The 20,239-nt window shown below is 66.0% G+C and carries 17 protein-coding genes; 4 read left to right on the top strand and 13 right to left on the bottom strand.

Features of this window, described 5'->3' with window-relative positions; translation table 11 throughout:
- Positions 1-148: 148 nt before the first annotated feature.
- From ddaH to sucC, 7 genes are all read right to left on the bottom strand, one after another.
- Positions 149-1,357 carry a dimethylargininase gene (gene ddaH, locus CCK87_RS18650; protein WP_283160436.1) on the bottom strand — a complete coding sequence of 403 codons (1,209 nt, stop codon included), beginning with the start codon at positions 1,355-1,357 and terminating at the stop codon, positions 149-151.
- A gap of 44 nt (positions 1,358-1,401) precedes the next feature.
- Positions 1,402-3,009, bottom strand: coding sequence for a bifunctional phosphoribosylaminoimidazolecarboxamide formyltransferase/IMP cyclohydrolase (purH, locus tag CCK87_RS13240; protein WP_086461817.1), 1,608 nt, complete (start codon positions 3,007-3,009; stop codon positions 1,402-1,404).
- Positions 3,006-3,599 carry a phosphoribosylglycinamide formyltransferase gene (gene purN, locus CCK87_RS13235; protein ID WP_086462056.1) on the bottom strand — a complete coding sequence of 198 codons (594 nt, stop codon included), beginning with the start codon at positions 3,597-3,599 and terminating at the stop codon, positions 3,006-3,008. Before purN ends, purH begins: the two co-directional genes overlap by 4 nt.
- Before the next feature lie 2 nt (positions 3,600-3,601).
- Positions 3,602-4,924, bottom strand: coding sequence for a DUF6350 family protein (locus tag CCK87_RS13230; protein ID WP_086461816.1), 1,323 nt, complete (start codon positions 4,922-4,924; stop codon positions 3,602-3,604).
- 52 nt (positions 4,925-4,976) lie between these two features.
- On the bottom strand, positions 4,977-5,516 hold the full coding sequence (locus CCK87_RS13225) for a hypothetical protein (RefSeq protein WP_140162844.1): 540 nt from the start codon (positions 5,514-5,516) through the stop codon (positions 4,977-4,979).
- 93 nt (positions 5,517-5,609) lie between these two features.
- Entirely contained in the window at positions 5,610-6,497 is an 888-nt protein-coding gene (gene sucD, locus CCK87_RS13220) for a succinate--CoA ligase subunit alpha (RefSeq protein WP_086461814.1), read from the bottom strand.
- Positions 6,498-6,531: 34 nt separating this feature from the next.
- Complete coding sequence (gene sucC / locus CCK87_RS13215) at positions 6,532-7,695, bottom strand: ADP-forming succinate--CoA ligase subunit beta (RefSeq protein WP_086462055.1); 1,164 nt, start codon at positions 7,693-7,695, stop codon at positions 6,532-6,534.
- 257 nt (positions 7,696-7,952) lie between these two features.
- Here sucC and CCK87_RS13210 point away from each other — a divergent pair, with 257 nt between their 5' ends.
- Together CCK87_RS13210 and CCK87_RS13205 are read left to right on the top strand one after the other, a co-directional pair.
- Positions 7,953-9,509 (top strand): hypothetical protein, encoded by a 1,557-nt coding sequence (locus CCK87_RS13210; RefSeq protein WP_086461813.1) that lies wholly within the window; start codon positions 7,953-7,955, stop codon positions 9,507-9,509.
- 60 nt (positions 9,510-9,569) lie between these two features.
- Positions 9,570-10,385 (top strand): oxygenase MpaB family protein, encoded by an 816-nt coding sequence (locus CCK87_RS13205; RefSeq protein WP_086461812.1) that lies wholly within the window; start codon positions 9,570-9,572, stop codon positions 10,383-10,385.
- 14 nt (positions 10,386-10,399) lie between these two features.
- Here CCK87_RS13205 and CCK87_RS13200 read toward each other — a convergent pair whose 3' ends face one another.
- Both CCK87_RS13200 and CCK87_RS13195 read right to left on the bottom strand, forming a co-directional pair.
- A complete protein-coding gene (locus CCK87_RS13200) occupies positions 10,400-12,814 on the bottom strand; it encodes a UvrD-helicase domain-containing protein (RefSeq protein ID WP_086461811.1) in 2,415 nt (804 codons plus the stop codon).
- Between the two features lie 12 nt (positions 12,815-12,826).
- On the bottom strand, positions 12,827-13,885 hold the full coding sequence (locus tag CCK87_RS13195; protein ID WP_249273887.1) for a glycerophosphodiester phosphodiesterase family protein: 1,059 nt from the start codon (positions 13,883-13,885) through the stop codon (positions 12,827-12,829).
- 127 nt (positions 13,886-14,012) lie between these two features.
- Here CCK87_RS13195 and CCK87_RS13190 point away from each other — a divergent pair, with 127 nt between their 5' ends.
- The gene (locus tag CCK87_RS13190) at positions 14,013-14,798 is read left to right on the top strand and encodes a Bax inhibitor-1/YccA family protein (protein ID WP_086461809.1); all 786 of its coding nucleotides are present in this window, start codon (positions 14,013-14,015) and stop codon (positions 14,796-14,798) included.
- 10 nt (positions 14,799-14,808) lie between these two features.
- Positions 14,809-15,942, top strand: coding sequence for a DUF418 domain-containing protein (locus tag CCK87_RS13185; RefSeq protein WP_086461808.1), 1,134 nt, complete (start codon positions 14,809-14,811; stop codon positions 15,940-15,942).
- On the opposite strand, the gene guaA is transcribed toward CCK87_RS13185, so the two are convergent.
- The 4 genes from guaA to CCK87_RS13165 are packed head-to-tail and all read right to left on the bottom strand — an operon-like array spanning position 15,926 to position 20,237.
- Positions 15,926-17,515 (bottom strand): glutamine-hydrolyzing GMP synthase, encoded by a 1,590-nt coding sequence (gene guaA / locus CCK87_RS13180; protein WP_086461807.1) that lies wholly within the window; start codon positions 17,513-17,515, stop codon positions 15,926-15,928. The two genes, CCK87_RS13185 and guaA, sit on opposite strands and share 17 nt — an antisense overlap.
- Positions 17,511-17,963, bottom strand: coding sequence for a DUF3817 domain-containing protein (locus CCK87_RS13175; protein ID WP_086461806.1), 453 nt, complete (start codon positions 17,961-17,963; stop codon positions 17,511-17,513). Before CCK87_RS13175 ends, guaA begins: the two co-directional genes overlap by 5 nt.
- A gap of 4 nt (positions 17,964-17,967) precedes the next feature.
- The gene (locus CCK87_RS13170) at positions 17,968-18,795 is read right to left on the bottom strand and encodes an SURF1 family cytochrome oxidase biogenesis protein (RefSeq protein WP_249273886.1); all 828 of its coding nucleotides are present in this window, start codon (positions 18,793-18,795) and stop codon (positions 17,968-17,970) included.
- Positions 18,792-20,237: a cation:proton antiporter gene (locus CCK87_RS13165; protein WP_086461805.1), complete on the bottom strand. Its 1,446-nt coding sequence runs from the start codon at positions 20,235-20,237 to the stop codon at positions 18,792-18,794. The genes CCK87_RS13170 and CCK87_RS13165 overlap by 4 nt, the downstream gene beginning before the upstream one ends.
- Between the last annotated feature and the right edge of the window lie 2 nt (positions 20,238-20,239).

Genomic DNA, 20,239 nt, shown 5'->3' with positions numbered 1-20,239 from the left:
GATACAGCCTGCCGAGTGAGGCAAGGGTGGACGGGGGCGGGGGCGTTGACACGAAGAGACCTCGAGAGAAGGGATGGGGATCCGCCCGAATCCGGACAGCCTTTTAGGCTACTCGCGAGTCATGCCTTCACGCAACGCTCAGCCCGGATCAGCGCACGCGCACCGACAGGCAGGTCACGCAGGCCTCGAGCTTCTCGAACTCCGAGATGTCGACCGCGATCACCCTGTACCCGAGGCTCTCGATCAGCTGCGCGGACTCGGGCGCGGCCGACGACATCAGCACCGTGTCGTCGGCGAGGATCACGACGTGAGCCCCCGCCTCTTCCGGCACGGCGAGGAATCGGTCGAAGATCTTGGGGTCATCGACCACCGGCGGATATCCGATGACCGTGCCGTCGGGCAGAGCCGTCACGGCGCTCTTGAGATGCAGCACCTTCGAGATGGGCACGGCGATGACGGTGTAGCCCAGAGGGCTCAGAATGTGCCGGAGCTGCCGGATTCCCTCGGCGTTCGTGCGACCCCCGCGGCCGACGTAGACGCGCTTCTCGATCTTCAGCACGTCTCCCCCGTCGAGGGTGCCGGGCTGAACGATGCGCGTGACGTCGAGACCGAGTGAGCGCACGCTCTTCTCCACCTCGTCGATCTCGGCGACGCGGGTCGGCGCCGCGGGGCTCGCGAGCACGGCGAGGCGGCCGAACATCACGACAGAGTCCTCGACGAACACCGAGTCGGCCAGCCCGTCGGCCCGCTCGACCTCGACGGGCTTCCACCCGGCCCCGATCAGAGCGGCGACGTACGATTCCCACTGCTCGTCGGCGAGTTCTGCGTCGACCTCGGTGCGCTCGAGGTGCGTCACGATACCCTCGGCGAGATTGTCGGAGGGCCGTCGCACCAGAACCGTTCCAGACACGGTGCGCGGCGGAACCTCGGAATGGCTGAGCGCCGAGTACACCCGACGGCCCAGCGTGGCCGTCGCCACCGTGGCGGTGAGAACGAAGATGAGATTGATGTTGCCGAGCGTGCTGAGAACGTAGGCGATGACCCGCCCGTCGAGCGCATTTCCCTGCAGCAGGGTCTGGATGCCGGTGCCCACGACGGCCGCGAGAATACCCGACACGAGGCCGGCGATGGCTGCCGTGTACCAGCGCGTCAGTCGGCTGACCATGGCGAACACGAAGACGAGCACGAGCAAGACGAGAGTCGCCGGCACGAAGAAGTTGTTGATCTGCAGCAGCACGACCGACTGCGGGTTGCTGCCGACGAAGAACGACAGCATCGTGGCGAGGTGGGTGATCGCAGCGATGAGCAGCGCCGCCACCGCGGATGCGATGACCGGTCTCTGTCGGAGGAAATGCATGGGTGCGACCTTACTTCGGGTTACTGTACGCACGTCGAGGGTTTCTAGTGGAAGAAGTGGCGTTCTCCTGTGAAGTACATCGTGACGCCCGCCGCCTGCGCGGCCTCGATGACCTCGGCGTCACGAACAGAACCACCCGGCTGAACGACCGCCTTCACGCCCGCGTCGATGAGAACCTGCAGCCCGTCGGCGAAGGGGAAGAAGGCGTCGGATGCCGCGACCGATCCTGCGGCACGGTCGCCCGCGCGCGTCACGGCCAGGTGGCACGAGTCGACCCGGTTGACCTGCCCCATTCCGACACCGACGGATGCGCCGTCGGATGCGAGCAGGATCGCATTGGACTTGACCGAGCGGCACGCCTTCCAGGCGAACTCGAGATCGGCCAGCGTGGCGTCGTCGACGTGCTTGCCGGCGACCCGCTGCCACTTCACCGAGCTGAAGCCATCGAATCCGTCGGGCTTCTGGGCGAGGAATCCACCGCTGATCTGGCGGATCTCCGTCTCGTCGCGGTGGAACCCCGCGGGAAGCTTCAGCAGACGCAGGTTCTTCTTGATCTGCAGGATCTCGAGCGCCTCGGGCTCGAAGTCGGGGGCCACGAGAACCTCGGTGAAGATCTCGGCGACGCCCTCGGCCATGGCTCGCGTCACCGTGCGGTTGGCCGCGATCACACCACCGAACGCAGAGACGGGGTCGCAGGCGTGAGCCCGGGCATGAGCGCCCGCGATCGCGTCGGCGTCGGCCGGCTGCGCAACAGCGATGCCGCAGGGGTTCGCGTGCTTGATGATGGCCACGGCGGGTTCTGAGAAGTCGAAGGCCGCGCGCACAGCAGCATCGGCGTCGACGTAGTTGTTGTACGACATCTCCTTGCCGTGCAGCTGGGTCGCCTGGGCGATGCCCTCGCCGTTGTCACGAACGTAGAGCGCGGCCGGCTGGTGTGAGTTCTCGCCGTAGCGCAGGGTGGCCGACCGGGTGCCCTCGATCGTGACGGCGTCGCCGAGACCGGCCGCGGCGCCAGCTTCGCCATCCGTCGCCTCGTCGGCGAACCACGCGGCCACGGCGGTGTCGTAGGCGGCTGTATGGGCGAACGCCTCAGCGGCGAGGGCCCGACGGGTCTCGAACGTGGTTCCGGCGGGCAGCGCTTCGATGATGCCGGCGTAACTCGACGGCGACACGGCGATCGCGACATTCGCGTGGTTCTTGGCCGACGCGCGCACGAGGGCGGGGCCTCCGATGTCGATCTGCTCGATCACGGCGGAGCTCTCGGCTCCCGAGGCCACCGTTTCGCGGAACGGGTACAGGTTCACCACGACGAGCTGGAAAGCGCGGATGCCGAGCTCGTCGAGTTGCGCCTTGTGCGAGTCGAGGCGGAGATCGGCGAGGATGCCGGCATGCACGGCGGGGTGCAGCGTCTTGACGCGGCCGTCGAGAGACTCGGGGAAGCCCGTGACCTGGCTCACCTCAGTGACGGGGAAGCCTGCGTCGGCGATCGTCTTCGCGGTCGAGCCCGTCGACACGATCTCGACCCCGGAATCGGCGAGGGCCGCTGCAAGCTCGAGAAGCCCGGTCTTGTCACTCACCGAGATCAGCGCGCGCTCGATGCGCACGACATCGCGGTGGGTGTAGAGGTTCGGATCGTGGATTGGACCGCTCATGCTGTGGCTAGCTCCCTGAGGTTGACTCTGCTGTTCGCGATATCGAGCACGGCCTGGGTCAGCAGGCGACGCTCGATCGTCTTGATTCGTTCGTGTAGTTCTGATTCGGTGTCGCCGGGCTCGATCGCCACGGCCTCTTGCACGATGACCGGACCTGTGTCGACGCCTTCGTCGACGATGTGCACGGTGACGCCGGTCTGGGCGACGCCCGCCGCCAGGGCGTCTCGCACGGCATGGGCACCCGGGAACGCGGGCAGGAGCGCCGGATGCGTGTTGATGAGAAAGGGAGAGAGGGCGGAGACGACGCGAGGGGGAAGGATGCGCATGAAGCCCGCGCAGACGACCAGGTCGGGGCTCCACACCTCTATCTGTTCGAGAAGCTCGTCTCCCCACGCGGCGCGCGACTCGAACGACGTCGGTGGCACCGTGAAGGTGGGGACTCCGAACTCCTCGGCGTGACTCAGGCCTGCGGCGTCGTTGTCAGCCCCGACCGCGACGATCCGCGCCGGGAATTCCGCGTCGGACTGAGCGTCGAGAAGGGCGCGGAGGTTGGATCCTCCGCCGGAGATGAGTACGACCAGCGACAGCACCGTCACAGTTTATTGGTATCCGCCTCGGCGCCCGTGCGGTCGAGGTCGCCCTCGGCAGCACGCCCGGCGCCGACACCGCCTGACGACGACGAGAACAGCCGTCGGGTGAGTCCTACGGTGAGTCCGAGCACCGCGCTGGGAGCGAGCTCGAGCGCCGACCAGAGCCATACGGCGGCCGGGTCGGGGCCGATGTCGACGAGTCGTCCAGGACCCGCTGCCCCGCCAGACCAGAGTGCCAGCAGAGCGAGAATGCTGGCGCCGACGATGCCGACGACGATTCCCGACAGCACCAGAACCACGGGCGACGCGGCCGCGCCCCCCGCCGTGAGCCGCGGCTTGAGAAGAACGCCCACTGCGAAGCCGACGACGACGGGAACCACGATCACGGCATAGCCGAGCACGGGAGCTCCCTGAGGCAGGGCACCGAGAACAGGCAGCGCAGGAATCAGACCCACCTGCGTTCCCAGGGGCGACACGACGCTGCCCGAACCGAGGGCGAACCCGGGGCCGAGCAGCCATGAGGTGGCCCAGATGACCATGTTCGGCACGATCGAGAGCTGACCGACAGTCAGAGCGATTCCACCCACGAGCTGCGATTGGAGGGATTCGTAGAGCGAGATGATCTGCCCGTAGTGCCCCAGAATCAGCACGAAGACCAGAAGCCCGGCGACAGCGGTGATTCCGGCGACCGCCATGGCGCCTCCCCGAGCCCCGAGAGATACGACGGTCGCAACGGGCGTCGGCACCCGATCCACGATCTCCCGAAGGCTACGGGCCAGGATGTCGACGGCCTGGCCGGCGGGATCGGCGGCGGGTGCGAAGTCAGCCCGGGTGAAGAGGCTGGTCGCCATGCCTATCGCGTAGATGGCCGCGGGAAAGACCACCGCCTGCACGACCGACGGTCGCGCACTGTCGGAGCCTGCCCCGCTGGCGACCAGCCATCCGATCGCGGCGACGGTCAGAACGCCCACGGCGGCGCCGATCAGGCGGTGATCCGAGTCGGCGAGACGCCGACCCGATCGCCAACCCAGGAGCACAGTCAACACGGCGACACCCAGAGGAGCGAAGCCGATCTCGAAGGGCACGCCGGCGCCCTGAAGAGCGAGTTGCAGCGCGAGCGTCGGATCGATGGTGACGAGCAGGTCGACGCCGTTTCCGAGCAGCCAGAAGTTGGCCGCGACGCGCCAGAATGCGCCGTAGTCGACCGCGAGCTCGAACTGGGTCAACCAGAGGATGGTCAGGGGAATCAGGAGGATTCCGAGGCCGATGGCTCCGACGAGGAGCGCGTCGAGGAACGCGAGGAATGCGGTAAATGGTCGATTCATGCCGTGCCGAGCGTACCCCGTGTCGGCTGAGTCGACACCTCACCCCGCCGCTCTAGTGGAGGACGGTCTTGAACACGATGATGACCAGTCCGAACAGCGCCGTTCCGATGCCGCCGAGCAGCCGCGCCGGCCACCGACTCCCCCTGTCTGCGAAGGCCAGCCAACCCAGAACTCCAAGCAAGACGGTGCCGACGAGCAGGGCGAAGAAGTACGCAGCGTCTTCGTCGAGAAGCCCCGTGGCACCGAGGATGAGGAAGGCGAGGGGAACGATCGACGCGTAGAGCAGGCCCTGAGAATGATGCACTCCGTAGCGAAACGCCTGGCCGATGCCCATGATCTTGCCGTTGCGGAGGCCGTGGTTCGCCACGGCGGTAGCGAAGACGTGCGCAGCCCAGAACACGATCATGCTCACGACCGTGACGACGAACACGTCGAAGTCGTCATCGTCGTCGTCGGCGACCGCGATGACGGCAGAACTGATGATCGTTCCATAGATCAGCTCGGGTGTGACCAACGAATGCCGGATGCGTTGCCACCGGCTCGACTGCACCATCGGCTGGTCGGCCGGGCTTGCCGACAGAGACTCCGACATCGACACTCCTTCCTCCCCGTGCGCACGGCACGAACAAACGGCGGGCACCCTCATTTTAGAGAAGAGGATGCCCGCCGCAGGTGGTGCAGTGAATCAGAGAGCCGCGTAGACCTCACGAAGAAGCGCAGCGGTCTCACTCGGCGTCTTGCCGACACGCACGCCGGCGGCCTCGAGGGCCTCTTTCTTGGCCTGAGCGGTTCCCGCGCTGCCGGAGACGATGGCGCCGGCGTGGCCCATGGTCTTGCCCTCGGGCGCGGTGAAACCGGCCACGTAGCCCACGACGGGCTTCGTGACGTGAGCCTTGATGAACTCTGCGGCGCGCTCCTCCGCGTCTCCGCCGATCTCACCGATCATCACGATCGCCTTCGTCTCGGGATCGGCCTCGAATGCCGCGAGCGCATCAATGTGCGTGGTGCCGATGATGGGGTCTCCGCCGATGCCGATGGCCGTGGAGAAGCCGAGGTCACGCAGTTCGAACATCATCTGGTACGTCAGGGTTCCCGACTTGGACACGAGACCGATAGGCCCCTTGCCCGTGATGTTCGCCGGGGTGATGCCGACGAGCGACTCGCCGGGCGTGATGATGCCGGGGCAGTTCGGACCGATGATTCGCGTCTTGTTGCCCTTCTGCTTGGCGTACGCCCACGCCTCGGCCGCGTCTTGCACGGGGATGCCCTCGGTGATGACGACGAGCAACGGGATCTCCGCATCGATCGCCTCGATGATCGCGTCCTTCGCGAACGCGGGAGGGACGAAGGCGATGGAGACATCGGCTCCGGTCGTGGAGATGGCCTCGGAGACTGTGCCGAAGACCGGCAGTTCGAGATCGCCGTGGGTGACGGTGGTTCCTGCCTTGCGAGCGTTCACTCCGCCCACGATCTGGGTACCGGCAGCCAGCATCAGGGCGGTGTGCTTGGTGCCCTCTCCGCCGGTGATTCCCTGCACGATGACCTTGGAATCCTTGTTGAGGAAAATCGACATTCTTGTTGTGGTCCTTACTTCTCGCGAGGAATCGTCAGAGGGAGGCGAGTTCGGCGGCCTTGTCGGCGCCCTCGTCCATGGTGGTCGCCAGAGTGACGAGCGGGTGATTGGCTGCCGCGAGAATCGCACGGCCTTCGTCGACCTTGTTGCCGTCGAGACGAACGACGAGGGGCTTCGTGGCTGTATCGCCGAGCACCTCGAGCGCACCGATGATTCCGTTGGCGACGGCGTCGCACGCGGTGATGCCGCCGAAGACGTTGACGAAGACGCTCTTCACCTGAGCGTCGCCGAGGATGACGTCGAGGCCCGCCGCCATGACAGCTGCGGAGGCTCCACCGCCGATGTCGAGGAAGTTGGCCGGCTTCACGCCGTTGTACTTCTCTCCCGCATAGGAGACGACGTCGAGGGTCGACATCACGAGACCGGCACCGTTGCCGATGATTCCCACCTCTCCGTCGAGCTTGACGTAGTTGAGGTCGGCAGCTTTGGCCTTGGCCTCGAGCGGGTCGGCCGCATCCTTGTCTTCCAGCGCCTCGTGATTCGGGTGCCGGAATCCGGCGTTCTCGTCGAGCGTCACCTTGCCGTCGAGGGCGATGATGTCGCCCTCTTCGGTGAGCACGAGCGGGTTCACCTCGACCAGAGTGGCGTCCTCGCCGGTGTAGACATCCCAGAGCTTCACGAAGACCGGAGCGACTTTGTCGACCAGCTCGGCGGGGAACTTGGCAGCGACCGCGATCGACTTGGCCGTCTCGAGATCGATTCCCGCGATCGGGTCGACCTCGATGCGCGCCAGGGCTTCGGGACGCTCGACAGCGAGCTGCTCGATCTCCATGCCGCCCTCGTAGCTGGTGAGGGAGAGGTACGACCGGTTGGCCCGGTCGAGGAGCACGGAGAAGTAGAACTCCTCAGCGATGCGCGCGCCGCCCGCGACCATGACCCGCTTGACCTCGTGGCCCTTGATGTCGAGTCCCAGAATCGACTGCGCCGCTTCGAACGCGGCCTGTGGGTCTTTAGCGACCTTGACACCGCCGGCCTTGCCGCGGCCGCCGACCTTGACCTGCGCCTTGACCACGGTCACGCCACCGAGCTTCTCAGCAGCGGCACGCACTTCTTCCGGGGTGTCTGCCACGATTCCCGGAAGAACCGGGACCCCATAGCTTTCAAACAGGTCTCGTGCCTGGTATTCGAACAGATCCACGCTCATCCAATCCGCTTAGGTCTCAGCCGGCACGGGGGTTTGTGCTCGGCTCCTGAGTACTCCTGCGAGCTGCGGCTGACAGATTTGGCTGCTCCGCCGCAGACTTTCGCCGTCTGCCACCTTACCGCCCGAAGAAGTGGGCACCATGCGAGGTTCGGTCGATGCCCCGTCCTCCACAGCTCTGTCCTCGAGGGCGTATTCCACCGAGACCGGACACGGGGCCCACGGCTTCGAGCCGAGCAACGAGGGTAATCGGCATGACACGATCACGCCGGCGGTCCGCCGCCATACTCACCGCACTCACCACGGTCGCGACGACCCTCGGACTCCTCCTCGCGGGCGCCCCTCCCGCGACCGCGGCCATTTCCACAGGTCACGGAATCGGCTATCTCGCCGAGAACGGCTTCTCCTGGATCGGCTCGTACCGACTCGACGACGGCTCGCTCGTCTTCTGCCTCGAGGTGGGCAAGAAGGCACCCACGGGGCACGACTACCAGTTCGTCGATGCCAGCGCGCTGGGCCGATTCTCCCCAGACGATCTCGCGCGCCTCGCCTATCTGTCACGCACGGCCGCACCGTCGACCGATCCCACGGAGGCCGCGGCCGGGCAGCTCGCGACCTGGCGAATCTCCGGGCTCGACGGCCACAGCCCCGAGTACTACGCCCAGCGTGCGGGGGCCTCCGGGCAGGCTGTCCTCGATAGGAGCACTCAGCTTCTTGCCACAGCAGACGCGCCGTCGGGTGCGTCGCGGTCTGTCACAGGTTCTGTCGCGCTGACAGCGGCCGACAGCGACGGCCGCATGACCGTCACCAGCGGTTTGACGGTCGACTTCCTGGCAACCGGGCCTACTGTCCTGACGCCCGGCAGCCACTCGGGCACGATGAGTCTCTCCGGCGCTGTTTTCGATGACGGGAAGGCCGAACGCACGATCTCGAACGGAGAGACCGTGTCCATCACGACCACGGGAACCGACCCGACCGCGTCGATCGTCGCCGCGGTGCGCTACACCGATCTCCCCTACGGCTCCGGTTTCATTGCGGGAAATGCCGGTGACGACGTTCAGCAGGTGCTCGTCGCCCGCCCGGGCTCAGCCTCTGGCAGCGCAACGGTCACCTCCACTGTTCCGTCGACCAAGAAGTTCCAGCCCATTGTGAACACGAAGACAAGCGCGGCGACGGCCGCCGCCGGTGAAGCGATCAGCGATGAGCTCGTCGTCTCTGCACTGGTCGACGAGAGCCGCGAGGATCTGCTGCCTGGCTGGGGCGTGTACCGCCCGGCGACTCCCCCGGCCTCAGGCGCCGTCCCTGCTGTCGACGAGAACGGCATGCTGCCCATTCCCGTCGTGGTCGAGAGTTCGCTTCTCGGCCCGTTCAGTGACCCGATCGAGCCCGCGGCCGAACCGCCGGCCGGCGCCCCTGTGGTCTGCACCGTCGAGGTGCGCATCGAGACCGGCCCCGGCACCTATAGAACACCCGACTGCGTTCTCCCGAGCAGCGGCTACTTCGTGTGGGTCGAACGCATCAGCCCATCTCGGACGCCGGTCGATCAGGGCGGAACCAGGATGCTGCCGTGGCAGTCCGCTTTCGGCACGGCAAGCGAGGTGACCTTTGTCGCTCCGCCGCCGACCCCGGAGATCCCCGCGGTGCCCGCGGCGCCGGCCGCAGCGCCCGTACTCGCGGAGACCGGAACCACCGGCACCGGCGTCCTGTTGCTGGTATCCGGAGCGGCGCTTGCGCTGGGAACCCTCATCGGTGTCGGAGTACTGTGGCGTCGTCGGCTGAGCGTGGGTGTCATGCAGCCGACAACAGACTGAGTCGTCGGGGTTCCTCTCCGAACGCGCGTCGCATCCGATGCCCGAGAGGTAAGGAACCCCATGGCTCGCAGGCCGCCACCCGCGCGATTCGGCTCGCTGGGCATCCGCGACATCGCCGCGGAGTCCGCCCTCATCGGCGCTGGGGGCCGCGCCATCCTGCTGCAGATCGCGAATCCGGGTGTCGGGCACGGGGTCGCAGAACACAGCGACTTCGCCGCACGTCCACTCGATCGACTCGTGCGAACTCTCGACTACGTCTACACCGTCGTCTACGGCGACCCGGAGCAGGTCGATGCTGTCGTCCGCTCTGTCTCTCGTGCGCACGCACCGGTGCGCCGAGCGGCAGACGCATCCGGCCCGTCGTACTCCGCTTTCGACCCGCGACTGCAGCTGTGGGTTGCGGCCACGCTCTACGATTCGGCGATCGACATGCACGAACGCGTCTACGGGGTCCTCGATGAAGCGTCGGCCGAACAGATCTATCAGGACTACGCGGTGCTCGGAACCGCGCTCCAGGTTCCCCGAGAGATGTGGCCCGCAGACAGGGCTGCCTTTCGCGCGTACTTCTCACGTGAGCTCGAGACCCTGAATACCGACGAGACGACAAGGCGGGTCGCCGATGCCTTGCTCCACCCGGTCGCGGGCCCGCTCTGGCTCAGAGCTGCGATGCCCGTCGCCCGCCTGGTCACGGCAGGGCTTCTGCCCGAGTCGGTTCGGGCGGCGTTCCGACTGCCCTGGTCGCCGGGGCGGCAGCGCCTCTTCACCTGCCTCATGGCGATCACGCGCGTCGTGTATCCGCGGGTGCCGCGCGCGCTTCGCCAGCTGCCCCGCGACCGCGCACTCAGGTCTGCGACGAGGAAGACCGCTCGGCTCTGAGCCGACGCCAGACGCTAGATCTTCTCGATGGGCGCGATCTTGATCAGCAGCTTCTTGGCTCCGGCGCTCTCGAACAGCACGTGCGCCACCCGTTTCGTGCCCTCGCCCGTGACCTGGTTGACCCGGCCCTCGCCGAAATCGCTGTGCCGGATGCGATCACCGGGGGCCAGCTCGAGGTCACCGTTGTCTCGCACCTTGTTCGTGATCGTGTTCGCCCATTCCGCTTTCGGGCGTGGCGGCAGCGGGGGGAAGTCGCTCGTCGACGAGGAGCCGGTAGACCCCCAGCCCTGGCGAGACGAGCGATTCGCGTTGAGGGCGCGAGGTTGCGTGCCGCCGCGCGACGTGGCCATACCCGGAGACTGCACCCACTCGATCAGTTCGGCGGGGATCTCTTGGAGGTACCTGCTGGGCATCGCCACAGCCGTCTCGCCGTACTGGGCGCGTGTCATGGCCAGCGAGAGATAGAGCCGCTTGCGCGCACGGGTGATGCCGACATAGAACAGGCGACGCTCCTCTGCCGGGCCGCCCGGTTCGTTCGCCGACATGCGGTGTGGCAGCAGATCTTCTTCGATGCCGGTGAGGAACACCGCCTCGAACTCGAGACCCTTGGCCGTGTGCAGCGTCATCAACGACACCGTTCCACTGGAGTCGTCGAGGTCGTCGACCGCTGCGACCAACGACACCTCGGTGAGAAAGTCGATGAGCCCGCCGTCGGGGTTGTTCTTGCCGAACTCCTTCGTGACCGCGAGAAGTTCTTCGACGTTCTCGGCCCGCGCCTCGTCTTGTGGATCGCGCTTCGCCCGGAGTGCCGTGAGATACCCGCTCTTCTCGAGCAGAAGGGCGAGGACGTCGAACACGGGGGCTGGCCCCTGTTCACGCTGCGGATCGATGAGGTCGGATGCCTCGTCGAGCAGCCCGGCCAACTGCAGAATCGCCGACGTGACCTTCGGTCCGAGGCCGAGCGAAGCCGCCCGGCGCATCGCCTCGCGGTACGTGATCTCGTTCGCCTCGGCGAAACTCGCGAGCTGGGTCTCGGTCGCAGGACCGATTCCGCGCTTGGGGCTGTTCAGGATGCGCCTCAGCGCCAACGCGTCCTGGGGATTGGCGACGGAGATCAGATAGGCCATCACGTCTTTGATCTCGGCGCGCTCGTAGAACTTCGTTCCACCGAGCACGCGGTAGGGAAGAGCCGACCTGATGAAGATCTCTTCGAGCGCACGCGTCTGCGCGTTCGTTCGATAGAAGACGGCGATGTCTTTATAGGCCGTGCCGGCGTCGTGCAGCTTCGCGATCTCGTCGGCGACGAACTGCGCCTCGTCGTGGCCGGAATAGCCCGTGTAGCCGAGGATCCTGTCGCCATCACCGATCGCGGTCCACAACTTCTTGTCTTTGCGGTCGAAGTTGTTCGAGATCACCGCGTTGGCCGCAGAGAGGATGTTCTGGGTCGACCGGTAGTTCTGTTCGAGGAGCACGACCTTGGCGCCCGGATAGTCGCGTTCGAACTCGACGATGTTGCGGATGTCGGCTCCGCGGAACGCGTAGATCGACTGATCGGAGTCTCCGACCACGGTGAGCGACGCACCCTCGACGGGTGGCTGCCCGGGGTCGACAGATCCGGGCGAGAGGGTGAGCTCGCGAATGAGCGAGTACTGCGCATGGTTCGTGTCTTGATACTCGTCGACCAGGATGTGCCTGAACCGGCGCCGATACTGCTCTGCTACCCGAGGGAAGGCGCGGAACAGGAAGACGGTCTGGCTGATCAGGTCGTCGAAGTCGAACGCGTTGGCCGCCTGCAGGCTGCGTGTGTACTGACGGAAGATCTCGACGAAGAGCGACTCTTGGGGGTCGGCGAAGTTGGCGGTGCGGGCGTAGCTCTCGACGTCGGCGAGCTCGTTCTTGAGCTTCGAGATCTTGGCCGAGACGGAGCCGACGGTGAACCCGAAGGTGTCGGCCTGCAGCTCCTTGATGATGCGCTTGATCAGAACGCGACTGTCGGCGGAGTCGTAGATGGTGAAGCTCTTGGTGAAGCCGAAATTCTCGGCCTCCCTGCGAAGAATCCGCACGCACGCCGAGTGGAACGTCGAGATCCACATTCCCTGAGACGCCTGGCCCAGCAGCTGTTCGACGCGCTCGCGCATCTCGGCGGCGGCCTTGTTCGTGAAGGTGATCGCCAGAATCTGGCTCGGCCACGCCTCACGGCTCTCGATCAGACTCGCCACGCGATGCGTGAGAACACGAGTCTTGCCCGACCCTGCGCCCGCGACGATGAGCAGCGCGGGGCCGCGGTACTCGACCGCCTCGCGTTGCTCGGGATTGAGACCGTCGAGCAGGTCGCTCTGTGCGGCACTCTGCCCGTGCCCGTCGAGGATGACGGGCTTCAGGCCGGTGGCGCCGGAGTCGGTCGAGGGGAGATCGAAGAGGCTTGTCATGTCGGCTCCAGTTTAAGCCGATCCTCCGACAGTTCCCCGCGGCTCGAACGACGGCGACGCTGCGTTCCGGGCCGCGATCGCGAGATCCACGTGGTCGGCGAACACCCCGTCGACGCCCGTGGCGAGAATCAGCGCGAAGTCTCTCTGCCAATCGCCGAATGCCGAGGGGTCGCTGCCTCGACGCAGGGCGCGGTCGAGGAATCTGTTCTCCGGCCGGAGAGTCCAGGAGTAGATCTCGAGACCCGCGGCGTGCGCATCGTCGACGAGGACCGACGACACGGCCCCCGAGTCCGGATCTGTGCGGGGAAGAATCATGCGCCTGTCGACGCTGATTCCCTCGATATCGCGCCGCAGCATCCGGAGGCCATCGCGGGTGAGGAACGACGCGTAGCTGTCTGCGTCCGCACCGAACCGGGCCACGAGGTCGGGCGGTGACCCGGCCGCCTCGAGCAGAAAGACGTTCTTCGACCGAAGCCCTCTGCTCCTCAGCTGATCGAGTACCGTCTTCTCGAACGATTCGACGGTGAGACGGCCGTCGTCAGAGTTCCATCCGGCCGCCGTCAACTCGGCCGCCACCAACTCGTCGAGCGGGAGGCCGATCGAGTCGAAGTACGCGGCGTGCTTGATCTCGGCCACGAGCCCGATCGGGCGATCTGACTCCTCTCTGGCGCGATCGAGAACGTGCAGCAGTTCCGACAGACGCATGATCGGCGACTGCAGATCGTACGATGCGCTCGACTGCCGGATCTTAGGCAGACGCTCACGACTGCGCAGCGTCGACAGCTCTGCCCAGGTGAAGTCCTCGGTGAACCAGCCGGTCTGCCGCGCCTCGTCGATCGTCTTGGTCGTGCGGCGCGAGGCGAACTCGGCGCGAGACGCCACGTCGGTGGTTCCCGAGATCTCGTTCTCGTGCCGCAGCACGAGGATTCCGTCTCGGGATGCGACGATGTCGGGTTCGACGGCATCGGCACCGAGCGCGATGGCCAATTCATACGACGGGAGAGTGTGTTCGGGGCGGTACCCCGGAGCGCCCCGATGTCCGATGACGAGGGGCAGACGGGCTGAAGTCACGCCACCACGGTAGTGCGAATCGGCTCCGCCCTGCGCGGAAAGCCTGCGAAATGCCCACATTCACGGGCAGCAGGCGACCTCGACCCGGTAGATTTGAACTCCGTCCACCTACGTACAAGAGGAACTCATGCCGTCGGCGAACCCCGCGTTCACACGCAACCCTGTTTTCAACGGAAAGGGTGCCGCTGACGCTGCGCCCACGATGTCGAGCACACAGCTGCAAGACCTCTACGAGCGCCCGTCTGCCACACCGGCAGACACCTCGCGCATGACCTACGACGACGCGATCGTCAAGACAGCGCTGCTGTTCGGCGTGCTTCTGGCCGGCGCCGTCGTCGGCTGGATCGTGCCCGGCCTGCTCGTCGTCGGGGCCATCGTCGGCCTCGTGCTCGGCCTCGTCAACTCGTTCAAGCGTGAGCCTTCTCCCGCGCTGATCATCGGTTACGCCGCGGCAGAAGGTCTCTTCGTCGGCGGAATCTCGGCGTTCTTCGAGACCAGGTACGAGGGCATCGTCGTGCAGGCCGTGCTTGCCACGCTCGCCGTGTTCGGTACCACCCTGGCGCTCTTCGCCAACGGCAAGATCCGCGCGTCCAAGCGGGCTACTAAGATCTTCTTGATCGCCATGGTCGGTTACGCGGTCTTCTCGCTGCTCAACTTCGTGCTCATGATCGCCGGCGTATTCCCCGCCGACAACGTGTTCGGCCTGCGCTCCGGTATCTTCGGCATCATCATCGGCGTGCTCGCCGTGATCATGGCCGCCTACTCGCTGGTTCTCGACTTCGACTTCGTACAGCGTGGAGTCAAGTCCGGGGCGCCGCGTAAGTACGGATGGTCGGCGGCCTTCGGCTTGACCGTCACGCTCGTGTGGCTCTACGTCGAGTTGCTTCGTCTCATCGCGATCTTCCGCAACTAGCTTCTAGACAGTGTCGACAGACAGCAACGGCGGGGTCGTCCTTCGGGGCGGCCCCGCCGTCGTCGTCTCTCGACTCGGCGATACCCGCATCCCGGGTCTCGACGCCGCACGGGGGCTCGCCATCCTCGGCATGCTCGCCGCCCACACTCTTCCCGGCGACGGCAACTCGTTCTATGACGGCCGCAGCTCGATTCTCTTCGCCACCCTTGCCGGGATCTCACTCGGGCTGATGACGGGAGGACAGCATCCGGTCGCCCGCGTCGCGGCTGCGTCACGCACGCGCGCCCGACTGTCGATCGCCATCCGGGCACTTCTTCTGATCGCGCTCGGGCTCGGTCTCTGGCTGCTCGAGACAAATATCGCGATCATCCTCGACTCGTACGGCTTTCTCTTTCTGATCTGTCTGCCGCTGCTGTTCCTGAACCGCTGGGTTCTGGCTGCCCTGGCCGTCGTCTGCGCGCTCCTCGGTCCCGCTGTGGTCGAAGCGCTCGTCGACGCCACATCGTGGGACGGCCCGATGCCGATATCCGCTGACAACCCTCTCGCCGTGCCCCTCTCCTGGCTCGACTCCTACTATCCAGCGCCGGTCTGGTTGGCCTATGTACTCGCGGGCCTCGCCGTCGCCCGGTTCGGAGTCACCCGTCCTCGGGTTCAGCTCACCATCATCGTCGGTGGCGTCGTCGCCGCCGCTCTCGGATACGGGCTGTCGGATGCCTTCGGCGACCCCGTCGTGGCACACACCGACACGACGATGGAGGCGATCTCGTCGGGAGCACTCGCCCTCGCGGTGATCGGGCTCCTCGTCGCCATCGTCGGGCGTCTGAGAACCGCCGTCGGGCGCACCGCCCTATCGCCTCTGATCGCCGCCGGAGCGATGCCGCTGAGCATCTACACGGCGCAGGTCCTCGCCATCGCGGCGGTCGACGTGCTCCACCCCGAGGCGCCCGACGACGCGTTCTCGTGGACTCTCTTTCTCAGCCTCGCAATCGGCACGCTCGTGTTCGCCACCGCATGGAGGCTGCGGTTCGCGCAGGGACCCCTCGAGTGGCTCTTCGCACGGCTGACACTGCGTCGACCGTGGAGAACTCCACGGGACGCAGCAGGCCCGGGTCATCAGACCCGGAGCACTACTCCCACTCGATAGTTCCCGGCGGCTTGCTGGTCACGTCGAGCACGACGCGGTTCACACCCGAGACCTCATTCGTGATGCGGTTCGAGATGCGGGCCAGAAGATCGTAGGGCAGTCGAGTCCAGTCGGCGGTCATCGCGTCTTCGCTCGAGACGGGGCGCAGCACGATCGGGTGGCCATAGGTGCGGCCATCGCCCTGTACACCGACCGAGCGCACGTCGGCGAGAAGCACGACAGGGCACTGCCAGATCTCGTCATCGAGACCGGCCGCGGTCAACTCGGCGCGCACGATGGCGTCGGCCTGACGAAGCAGCTCGAGTCGCTCCCAGGTGACTTCTCCGACGATCCGGATGCCGAGGCCGGGTCCGGGGAACGGCTGGCGTCCCACGATGGCCTCGGGAAGCCCGAGCTCGCGACCGATGGCGCGCACCTCGTCTTTGAAGAGGGCCCGAAGCGGCTCGACGAGCTCGAACTGCAGGTCTTCGGGAAGGCCTCCGACGTTGTGATGGCTCTTGATGTTCGCGGTGCCGGTTCCGCCGCCGGACTCCACGACATCGGGGTACAGAGTCCCTTGAACGAGGAATTTCACGGGCTCGCCGTCGGTCGCGGCGGCCTCGAGCACGAGCGCCTCTGCTGCAGCCTCGAAGCTGCGAATGAACTCCCGGCCGATGATCTTGCGCTTCTGCTCGGGGTCGGTCACACCCGCGAGGGCGTCCATGAACTGCTCGCGAGCGTCGATGGTGATCAGACGCACGCCGGTCGAGGCGACGTAGTCGATCTCGACCTGCTCGCGTTCGCCCTGGCGAAGAAGACCGTGATCGACGAAGACGCAGGTGAGTTGGTCACCGACAGCCTGGTGCACGATCGCGCCGGCGACAGACGAGTCGACGCCGCCTGATAGAGCACAGATGACCTTGCCGTCACCGACCTGCTTCTTGATCAGAGCGACCTGATCGGTGATGACGTTGTTGCTGGTCCAGTCGGCCGGAATGCCGGCGGTGTCGTGCAGGAAGTTCTCGAGCACACGCTGGCCGAACTCCGAGTGCTTCACCTCCGGGTGCCACTGCACCCCATACATGCGCCGCTCCTTCGAGCCGAACGCGGCCACGGGAGTCGACGACGTGCTGGCGAGAACCTCGAAGCCCTCGGGCGCCTTCGAGACCGAATCGCCGTGGCTCATCCACACCGTCTGCGCCTCGGGCTGGCCGCCGAGGAGCGATCCGCCCTCACCGGTGACCGTCATGTCGGTCGACCCGTACTCGCGAAGTCCCGTGTTGGCCACTTCACCACCGAGGGCGCGAGCCATGACCTGGAATCCGTAGCAGATGCCGAGAACGGGCACGCCGAGGTCGAAGATCGCGGGGTCGAGCTCGGGCGAGCCGGGCTCATAGACGCTCGACGGTCCTCCCGAGAGCACGATGCCCACGGGAGATTTGGCGGCGACCTCCTCGGCGGTGATCGACGAGGGAACGACTTCGGAGTAGACGCTGGCCTCGCGCACCCGACGGGCGATGAGCTGTGCGTACTGCGCACCGAAGTCGACGACGAGGACAGGCCGGGACTGGCTGTCGGGGCTGGGCGTGCTAATGGGTGACCTCCACGGGAGCGGATGCGGACAGCTCGGCCTCGCGGCCGGCCAGGTAGGTCTTCACTTCGCGGGCGATTCTGACCTCGAGGAAGAAAGAGAGCAGCGGCACGATGCCACCGAGAGCGATCAGCACGAACTTCCAGAAAGGCCACCGCATGCGGCTCCAGAGTTGGAAGTCGGCGAACAGGTAGAGAACATAGAACCAGCCGTGCGCGATGAGGATTCCGGTCGACAGGTTGACGGCCGTGACCGTACCCTCGGGCACAAGGGCGAGGAAGCCCTGGGGGCCGCCCAGTTCCAGCTCGACGCCGAACACGGGAACGTACTTGAGCACGACCTCGAGGCACAGAAGCAGCAGCATCACACCGGTGATGATGGACGAGACCCGATAGAGCTTGACCGCGCTTCGGATGCGCGGAAAATCGCGGGGTTTGGGTTCGAGGGCCATGGCTCTAGTGTATTCCGTGCTCGACGAGGCGCTGGTCGTCCAGGTCGCTCTCCGCTTCCTCGAGCTCTTCGATCTCACGCTCCCAGGCGTCGCGGGCGAGGCGGTACCAGAGGAAGACGGCGAAGCCCGCGAAGATCACCCATTCCGCGGCGTAGAAGATGTTGAGCCAGTTGAGTTCGACAGAGCGATCCGGCTCGGGCGCGGCGATGAGGTCGAGCCCCTCGGGCGCTGTGCCAGAGACCACGTAGCCCCCGTAGACGTCCGTCGAATCGGTGAGCGCCGTCCAGATGTTCACCAGCGCGGCCGGGCTCATGGTCGTCACGTCGTAGTCGCCGCCCTTGGCCTTCTCGGCGTCATCGACGGTGGGCGCGTCGGGGTCGACGTAGCGCCCCTCGACAGACACGGGTTCGGATGTGCGGGGCTGGGCGGCCAGCCTGTCGCGCACGGCGACGGCCGCCTCGCGATCGGGTGCCCACCCGAGAGCCACGGCGAGAGCCGGCGCCCCCGGTTCATCGACCGCGAGATGCGCGATGACCCAGTATCCCGACCGCCCTCCGTTGATGCGGTCGGCCAGGATCCCGTAGTCGGCAGGTTCGAAGATCCCCTGCGTCTGCACCTTCTGCGCAGCCTCGACGGCAAGAACAGGCTGCTGCGGAGAGGCGACCTCGGAGAGCGGCTTCACGGTCTCGGTGGGCCGGTCGTCGACCTGACCGCTCGAGACGGCACGCTCGAGTTGCCATTGACCGAGGCCGGCGAAGATGGCCGCGATGGCGAGGGCGAGCACGAGGGCGGCGATCCATCGCGGTCGCCGCATGACGCTGAACAGGGTCAATATTCGCTATCTCTCTCGCGCGGAGCGCGATCACGGGAGCCGAGGTCGTCGGATTGCCGCATGGCTTGCTCGATGAGCGCGTCGACATCGCCGGAAGCGGGTTCCTGCGGGGCCGCCTGTGCACGCGGCGTCGTATCGAGAGTGGGCTCCGAATCGTCGTCGGCCCGCGGCAGCGACACGTCTTGCCCTGCAGTGACGGCGGCAACCAGCGCGATCTCCTCGTCGAGCATCGGATCGCGACTCTTCCGCGCGCTCTTCTCCCGCGCCGCGGCGGACCTGGGCCGAAGAATGAACGACGAGATCTTCTCGGAGTTGGCCGCGAGGATCGGTCCCATGATCGCCATGATCAGCACATAGAGGCCGGCAAACGGTTGGATGCGTTCGTCGAGGCCCGCAGACAACGACAGGGTCGCGAGAATGAGGGCGAACTCTCCCCTGTTCTGCAGAATGACGCTGGCGTTGATTCCAGCTCGGGGACCGAGCTTGTTCAGCCACGCGACGAACTGGCCCGCACCCGCGTTCAGCACCACCGTCATCAGCACGGCGCCGAGAACGGGCACGATCACCGGAGCGAACTTGGTGGGGTCGAGGCCGAGACCGAAGTTGAGGAAGAAGAACGCGCCGAAGACGTCGCGCAACGGTATGGCGATGTGCTCGATGCGGTTGCGGTACCGGGTCGCGCCCAGCACGAGGCCGATCAGGAACGCGCCGATCGCATCCGTGACGCCGAGGATCTCGCCGATGCCGCCGAACATGATCGCGAGCCCGAAGAACAGGATCGTGAAGAGCTCGTCGTCTTTCGTACGGAACAACCGCGACACGTACCGGCCGCCCCATCGAGCCACCGTGAACATAACGATGAGGAACAGGAAGGCGATGCCGAGCTTGCCGACGACGGGCCAGATCTCGGTCTCTCCCGAGAGGACCACCGAGACGATCGCGAGGTAGATGGCGATGAAGATGTCTTCGACGACGGTGACGCCCAGGATCATCGGCGTTTCCGGGTTGGCCAGGCGCTTGAGTTCGATCAGGAGCTTCGTGACGATCGCGCTCGAACTCGTGGCGGTGATCCCCGCGACGATGAGCGCCTCGCGTGTTCCCCAGCCGAGCATGAACCCGAACGCGAAGCCCGCGCCCATGTTGAGCGCGATGTACGAGCCGCCCGAGATGATGAGCTTGCCCGCGTTCGAGAAGAATTCGTCTTGATCGAACTCGAGGCCGAGGTTGAACAGCAGCAGCACGAGGCCGAACACGGCCATGAGTTCGATGTACTCGGTGTGGACGAACTCGAGGGGGAAGAGATGGAAGTTCGGGCTCGCCAGGAGTCCGACGGCCATGTAGATCGGAATCGCGGGCAGACCGATGCTCTTACCGAGCCGGCCGAGCACGTAGGCGATGACGAACAGGGCGCCCAGAATGAGGAGATCGGGCCCGAAGTGCATCG

It is taken from the genome of Agreia sp. VKM Ac-1783, from assembly GCF_900177765.1.
Taxonomy (GTDB): Bacteria; Actinomycetota; Actinomycetes; order Actinomycetales; family Microbacteriaceae; genus Agreia.
Note: the sequence above shows the minus strand (reverse complement) of the source record. Positions and strands in the feature narration are given on the sequence as shown.

Coding starts and splice junctions, on each gene's coding strand:
- ddaH (WP_283160436.1), bottom strand. CDS start 1,357: ATGCATTTCCTCCGACAGAGACCGGTCATCGCATCCGCGGTGGCGGCG.
- purH (WP_086461817.1), bottom strand. CDS start 3,009: ATGAGCGGTCCAATCCACGATCCGAACCTCTACACCCACCGCGATGTC.
- CCK87_RS13230 (WP_086461816.1), bottom strand. CDS start 4,924: ATGAATCGACCATTTACCGCATTCCTCGCGTTCCTCGACGCGCTCCTC.
- CCK87_RS13225 (WP_140162844.1), bottom strand. CDS start 5,516: ATGTCGGAGTCTCTGTCGGCAAGCCCGGCCGACCAGCCGATGGTGCAG.
- sucD (WP_086461814.1), bottom strand. CDS start 6,497: ATGTCGATTTTCCTCAACAAGGATTCCAAGGTCATCGTGCAGGGAATC.
- CCK87_RS13210 (WP_086461813.1), top strand. CDS start 7,953: ATGACACGATCACGCCGGCGGTCCGCCGCCATACTCACCGCACTCACC.
- CCK87_RS13205 (WP_086461812.1), top strand. CDS start 9,570: ATGGCTCGCAGGCCGCCACCCGCGCGATTCGGCTCGCTGGGCATCCGC.
- CCK87_RS13200 (WP_086461811.1), bottom strand. CDS start 12,814: ATGACAAGCCTCTTCGATCTCCCCTCGACCGACTCCGGCGCCACCGGC.
- CCK87_RS13190 (WP_086461809.1), top strand. CDS start 14,013: ATGCCGTCGGCGAACCCCGCGTTCACACGCAACCCTGTTTTCAACGGA.
- CCK87_RS13175 (WP_086461806.1), bottom strand. CDS start 17,963: ATGGCCCTCGAACCCAAACCCCGCGATTTTCCGCGCATCCGAAGCGCG.
- CCK87_RS13165 (WP_086461805.1), bottom strand. CDS start 20,237: ATGCACTTCGGGCCCGATCTCCTCATTCTGGGCGCCCTGTTCGTCATC.